General features: G+C 40.8%; 5 protein-coding genes. 2 read left to right on the forward strand and 3 right to left on the reverse strand.

Going from position 1 to position 6,394, the window contains the following annotated elements:
* The first annotated feature begins 155 nt into the window (after window positions 1–155).
* The gene (locus tag AC5JL8_RS10505) at window positions 156–410 is read left to right on the forward strand and encodes a gas vesicle protein GvpG (RefSeq protein ID WP_495879718.1); all 255 of its coding nucleotides are present in this window, start codon (window positions 156–158) and stop codon (window positions 408–410) included.
* Window positions 411–523: 113 nt separating this feature from the next.
* On the opposite strand, the gene AC5JL8_RS10510 is transcribed toward AC5JL8_RS10505, so the two are convergent.
* The 3 genes from AC5JL8_RS10510 to AC5JL8_RS10520 all read right to left on the reverse strand — a co-directional run bounded on the left by AC5JL8_RS10510 (window position 524) and on the right by AC5JL8_RS10520 (window position 3,910).
* Window positions 524–1,132 (reverse strand): hypothetical protein, encoded by a 609-nt coding sequence (locus AC5JL8_RS10510; protein WP_495879719.1) that lies wholly within the window; start codon window positions 1,130–1,132, stop codon window positions 524–526.
* 564 nt (window positions 1,133–1,696) lie between these two features.
* The gene (locus AC5JL8_RS10515; RefSeq protein ID WP_495879720.1) at window positions 1,697–1,981 is read right to left on the reverse strand and encodes a hypothetical protein; all 285 of its coding nucleotides are present in this window, start codon (window positions 1,979–1,981) and stop codon (window positions 1,697–1,699) included.
* 45 nt (window positions 1,982–2,026) lie between these two features.
* Complete coding sequence (locus AC5JL8_RS10520) at window positions 2,027–3,910, reverse strand: ArsA family ATPase (RefSeq protein WP_495879721.1); 1,884 nt, start codon at window positions 3,908–3,910, stop codon at window positions 2,027–2,029.
* Between the two features lie 253 nt (window positions 3,911–4,163).
* On the opposite strand from AC5JL8_RS10520, the gene AC5JL8_RS10525 reads away from it, so the two are divergent.
* The coding region (locus AC5JL8_RS10525; protein ID WP_495879722.1) for an NACHT and WD repeat domain-containing protein at window positions 4,164–6,394 on the forward strand (2,231 nt) is incomplete at its 3' end.

Genomic DNA, 6,394 nt, shown 5'->3' on the forward strand with positions numbered 1-6,394 from the left:
AATATAAAATACAGATGTCAATAAGCCTTAACTGGACTCAAATCCAACGCATTTTGGCATCAACACAAGACTAGTAATGTTTAATATCTATGTCATCAGCATGATTACGGTCTTGCGAGGACAGTTTTAATAAATCCACACAAGTGTAAAGTAATATGGTTCTGCGTTTCTTACTATTACCGATTACCGGCCCATTAATGGGGGTAACATGGCTTGGGGAAAAAATTTTAGAACAGGCGAATACTGAAATTGATGATAAAGAAAATCTCAGCAAACAGCTTCTTACACTCCAACTTGCTTTTGATATGGGAGAAATTTCGGAAGAAGAGTTTGAAATTCAGGAGGAAGCTCTTTTATTAGCGATTCTGGAAGCAGAAAAACAGGAACGCGATCGGACACAAGAGTATTGAAATTCTTTCCTAGCTTGTGTGATTTATTACTTTAACTAATTAACGGAAAAACGAACCACAGAGGACACGGAGTAATCAGGGATTGAGAGGTTTTTGCGTAAGTCCTAAAATCGTTAATATACTTTCGTTGTATTAGATGGACATTTTACTACACCGTTTATGTATTCTGGCCGCGAGGGTATACGGCCATAGCTTTCAATGTTTCGACAGACAACACTTATCGTTTTCAGTTCTTTGCCTCTAGTCAGAGGAACAGCAAAGACTGCTCCAGCATACCACCTAAGTTCTAAACCCCACATACCACCACAGTCATCTTGAACAGCATAGCTATAAACAGCATCAATCGTTGTTTTAGAGGTTAGGTCAGAATTTGTTTCAGTATAGTAGCGATAACATTTTTGTATCCCAAAAATTGGAGGAGAAGAACCATAGCTAGTTGCTGGTTCATCAGGTGATTTAAAAAAAGTTTTGTGTTTAGAGAAGTATCTTTCTTGCTCCTGAATTTTATATGTAAGCCGGCTTTCTGCTTCTTTCTCAAGTTTTGATATTTTTTTCTCCATTACCTGATTTTCGTCTTTATTACTACATCCATTAAAAAGGAAGCTGAGTGGAATAATACTTAAAAATAAGATTTTGAGATAAATGGAAGTAAGTTGAGTACTGAAATTACAAATAGGTTTTAAGTTCTGATAATATAGAAAATGCTTAAAATCTTTAAACATAAAGTAAATCGATTTAAAAGTTAAAGACAATATAGCAATTGCCAGTTAAGAGACCATTTATAAAGTAAATATTAAGTAGGGTGTGTTACGGCTATGCAAGGTTTTGGGAGTTTGAGAGAGTGATTATTAGCCGTAACGTACCATCTTTCTCGGTGCGTTAAGCGTTGCTATAACGCACCCTACGATTTAAGCTTTACTTTATAAATAACCTCTAAGTGAGGTACAGACCTAAATTTTTAAACGCAGAGTCACGTAAAGTAAAACGCAGAGGTACACAGAGATTTGTACCTCAGTAGACTAGGAAATGCTATATCTCATAAAAATAATTGATAACTATATAGTTTACTGATTAAAACCGATATATAGCAATCCTAAATCATTTGTGAAAAATCAAAGTACATTTGTAAATCTTCTTTATTGTTCCCTGTTAAGAGTTCCCTGTTCCCTACCTCAATGAGAAGTTTCACGACTCATTTAGGAATGCTATGGTAAGGATGTGATTAAAAGGAACAGGCTCAACCGCGCAAGGAAGTTGCGAAGAATAGGCAGCTGAAATCTTAGTACTTAGTATTCCAATGTTAGGGTGTTGAATTTTGGTGTATTGTCCTCTAAGTCAGTATTTGCTTGCTGATGGGTCGTGTCTTCTTCAGCAATGATTTGACTATTCAAAATAGCAAGACGCTGCTGAATCTGATGTCGGCGTGCTTCGAGTTTCTGTAGTTCCTGCTCTAAACGCTCTTTTTCCAACATCATTTTATAAGCATTTAAGTAAGCTCTTGCTTGAGAACGTTGAGGAGGCATTGAGCTAAGTTTGGCTTGAATTTGTCCACGGTTTGGAGTGCGGTACATAATAAATTTCTCTCTGGGTATGAAAGTATTTAGTCTAATTAGCCGTTAAAATAAACAGGCGGCGGCTGCTTGAATGCGTTCTAAAGGCTCAACTGAGCGAGGAAGCATTGGTAAGCGAACCGTTGTCAAACCTGGAAAATCGCAATTAATCGTTGCTGTAGAAGAAAAGCGGTTTAGAACAAGGTAATTCTGGCTCACACCTATTTCTTGCAGAGATTTGAACAAGCGATGTTGTTCGGCAAGTACGCTAGCCTGGTTAAGGGTAACCCCAATGAACTCTGCTTGCTGTGGGTCTTTTAGCACTTTTTGGGCTTTGACTACGCGCTGTCGCAAAGTTCGTAAACGCCCCATAAACTCTGTACGACCAAGAACATTTTGATACTTGATCCAGAGTTTGAAAATCCAAGCTAGCCAGTCTGCCAGTGCAGTTGGCATTTCTAGAAAACGCAGAAGATGACCTGTAGGAGCAGTGTCTAAAATAATCAAGTCTTCTTCTTGTTGCTCTAGCAATTCCATTACGGTTAACAGGGAAAGCATTTCATCAATCCCTGGTAAAGCTTGCTCGACAATTTTGCGCCAAGCAACAGGAGCATAAGCCATTTCAATAGCTTCGCTTGTTTGGGTTTCGCCGCTCATCATTTCGGCCAGTTCCCATAGGTAATCGGCCCTGAAGCGATCGAGAATGCGATCGCTATCCACTTCCTGACCTCGAAGATTGGCAGTTATTTGATATGGTTCGTGTCCTAAACTCAGACCAAAGGCATCACCCAAGGAGTGGGCTGGATCGATAGAAACCATGCGAATTTTACGCTGGGGATGTTGTTGAGCCATAGCCCAACCAATCGCAGCTGCTACTGTGGTCTTGCCTACTCCACCTTTACCGCCAATTAGTAATAGGCGACGACCTTGGGTGAGAAAATCTCCAAAGCTAGGAGGAATTTTTTCAGGCCATTGAATTGGGAGCGAACGAACAGGAGATAGCGGTTCAAGCTGAGGAATATGGATTTGGTCGATCAGATGGCTGAGGGCTACAATTCCCAAAGGCTCCTCATCTTGTTGTGGCACAATAAATATCGGCTTTCCGTTAGCAAGAGCCGTATACTGGCTGATGAGCGGTTGTTGTTCTTGGTAACGATCTGGGTCAGTCGCACTAGCAAGGACTTGGTTGACAAACAATCCTCCGCAAGGCATCTGCATGGTTTGTAAGGCTTCTAGAAACCGTTTTGATTCCAACCAACTCATTGGTTCGGCGATCGCAACTAACAAACAAGCTGTATGGGTAGGATCTTGAAGCAGGCGACGACCTTGCGACAGTTCAGCTTTCAGGGTTTGCAAAAATTCGTCAGCGCGATCGGGTGTGTAACTTCCAGCAAAGGTCTTGCTAATAAACCGATGCTTTTCTTGAAACAGTTCAAGAGAGTGTAGGAAAGTGTCTAAAAAATCCATCAATCCAAACAAGTTGAGAGTATGACCGCTAGGAGCCATATCTACTACTACTCGATCTACCTGCTGCTCGTTAAAAAGGCGTTGGATCTCTAACAAGCCCATCAACTCGTCCAATCCAGGCCAATTTAAATCCCAAACTGGAAGCAAGTCTTCTCCTTCAACAAAACTACCGCGCTCCACTAACAGTTCTAACACCTGACCATAACGTTCTTTAAACTCTTGTAGCAGACGCTTTGCATCCAACGCCCTTACTAGTAGATTGGGAATTTCTGCTATAGGACGAGGAATATCATCCACGCTAACTTGTAAGACATCTCCAAGAGAGTGAGCCGGATCAGTTGAGATTAAAAGAATTTGCTCATTGACAAATTGCTGCGCCCAACGATATGCAAAGGTGCAGGAGATTGTTGTTTTTCCGACTCCACCTTTGCCGCTAAACATAGCAAGGTGTAGGTTATCAAAAAGTTCCATCCCTTTTGTCATTTACGGCGTTTTAGGATAAAGTTACTCCATATTTTTAAAATTGACTTAAGTAATTTTCCTGAATAAAGGTATTTAAAACCTTAATCTTTCACGGATGGGATTTACAAAACTTCTATCCTATAGGGCGGCGACAGGGAAAGCTTCACAAGAGAATGTGTAATTAATTTTGTTGAGGTACTTACAACGATTAGCCGAGGAACTATAACTGAGGGAAAGATTTAGCCAGAGGGTGTCCAAAGGTAAGGAGATATAGATGGTTAACAGTTCTGAAGGCGATATAAATATTGGGTGTAATGTCCAAGGTATTTCTGAATACAACTTTTTTTCTGACAGTAAGTCTGAGGACATTCATCGTCGTCCACTCAAAACAGACTCTCCCTATTTAGGACTAAAAACTTTTGAAATTAAAGATAAAGACAAATTTTTTGGTCGGGAGAACTGGATTGCTAGTCTCAGCGATCGCTTAAAAAAAGATAATGTACTCTTACTTTTAGGAGCATCAGATAGTGGCAAATCATCATTGATTCGGGCTGGTTTAATTCCTTATTTAGGATCTAATAAAAATTCATTAATTAATATAAGTTTTCACCCAGATGAAAACCCTTTTAAATCTCTTTATAATTGTCTTGCTTTTACTTATGGTAAACAATCGCAAATAGCAGATATTGGTCGAAAACTTAGAGAAGATTTTCTAATTCAAATTGTCACATTCCTCAAACAAGATTATCAGTGCGTTCTGATTTTTATTGACCAATTGGAAGAACTGTTTACGAAAACTCAAAAGCCGGAACGCGATAAATTTGTTGCTAGTCTCTTTCAACTGTGCCAGCAGCAGGATAGCTCTGTCAAAATTGTTTTAACAATGCAATCTGATTTTTTGGATAGATTTAGTGAGTATCCCCAACTTGCGAAGATTCACGATCGCTATAGTCTTATACTCACTAGAATGAGCGATCGAGAATTAAAGTTAGCGATCGCTGAACCTGCTGCTAGAAATGGCGTTACCTTTGAACAAGGATTAGTTGAGCAAATTATTTATGATTTTCACCAACAAAATGATTATTTACCACTTCTGGCATACACCTTAGATGTGCTATGGGAAAGGGAAAATATTGCAAACCGGGTTCTGAAGACAAAGACTTATAAAGAACTAAAAGAGCAAACGTTTGGTCATTTAAGCGAACAAGCTAATCGATTTATTAATGCTAGTGTTGGATGGCACGATCGCCATTCGAGAGAAAAGGAACAAGAGATTCAAAAGTTAAACCTTGCACTGACTGAATTAAAATTGCGCGAGCAATCCGCCAGGGTTTTGAATTTACTTCCTGTCCAACCGCTAGAGGGTTTGGTGCTGGCAATTCAAACAATGGGTGAGAATTTAGAGAAATACCCAAACCAGCTTCTAGCTTCTGTTTTGGGAAGCTTAAAGGAAGCAATGAATACACCCACAGAGGCAAATAGCTTGCGCGGACACGAGCAAGAGGTTAATTGTGTAGCCTTTAGTCCTGATGGCAAGTTTATTGCCAGTGGCAGTAGTGATTCTACGGTGTGCTTGTGGAATATCATTGGCAATCCTATTGCTCAATTTTTGTTGGGGCACGAGCAAGAGGTTAATTGTATAGCCTTTAGTCCTGATGGCAAGTTTATTGTTAGTGGCAGTATTGACGGAATTTTGTGTTTATGGGGTCTACAAGGTAATCTCATTACTCAACCGTGGCAGGGACATGAGGAAGGAATTATTTCCGTCGCCTTTAACCCAAATGGCGATCGCATTGTCAGTGTTGGTTTTGACGGAACGGTGTGTTTGTGGGATTTACAAGGTAACACCATCGCTCAACCTTGGCGCAGACACAAGGAAGGAGTTATTTCCGTCGCCTTTAGCCCAAATGGCGATCGCATTATCGGTGTTGGTTTTGACGGGACGGTGTGTTTGTGGGATTTACAAGGTAACACCATTACTCAACCCTGGCACGGACATGAGGCAAAAATTATTTGTGTCGCCTTTAGCCCCGATCGCAAGTTTATTGTCAGTGGTAGTAGTGATTCTACAGTGCGGTTGTGGGACATCCAAGGTAATCCCATCGGTCAACCTTGGCGCGGACATGAAGGACATGTTAATTCTGTAGCGTTTAGCCCTGATGGTAAGTTTATTATTAGTGGTAGCTGCGATCGGACAATACGCTTGTGGGATATTGACGGCAACCCCATCTCTCAACCTTGGCGCGGACATGAAGGACAGGTGAATTCCCTAGCCTTTAGCCCTGATGGCAAGCTGATTGTCAGTGGTGGCGATCGAACTGTGCGTTTGTGGGAGCTACATCAAATACTACAAGATCGGGTCATCGGGCGATCGCAGCGCAAATATGAGAATTGGGTCAATTCTGTCGCTTTTAGCCCTGATGGTAAGTGGATTGTCAGTGCCAGCAATGATTCGACAGTACGCTTGTGGGATATTGACGGCAACTCCATCGGTCAACCTTGGCA

This window comes from Mojavia sp., from assembly GCF_059505145.1.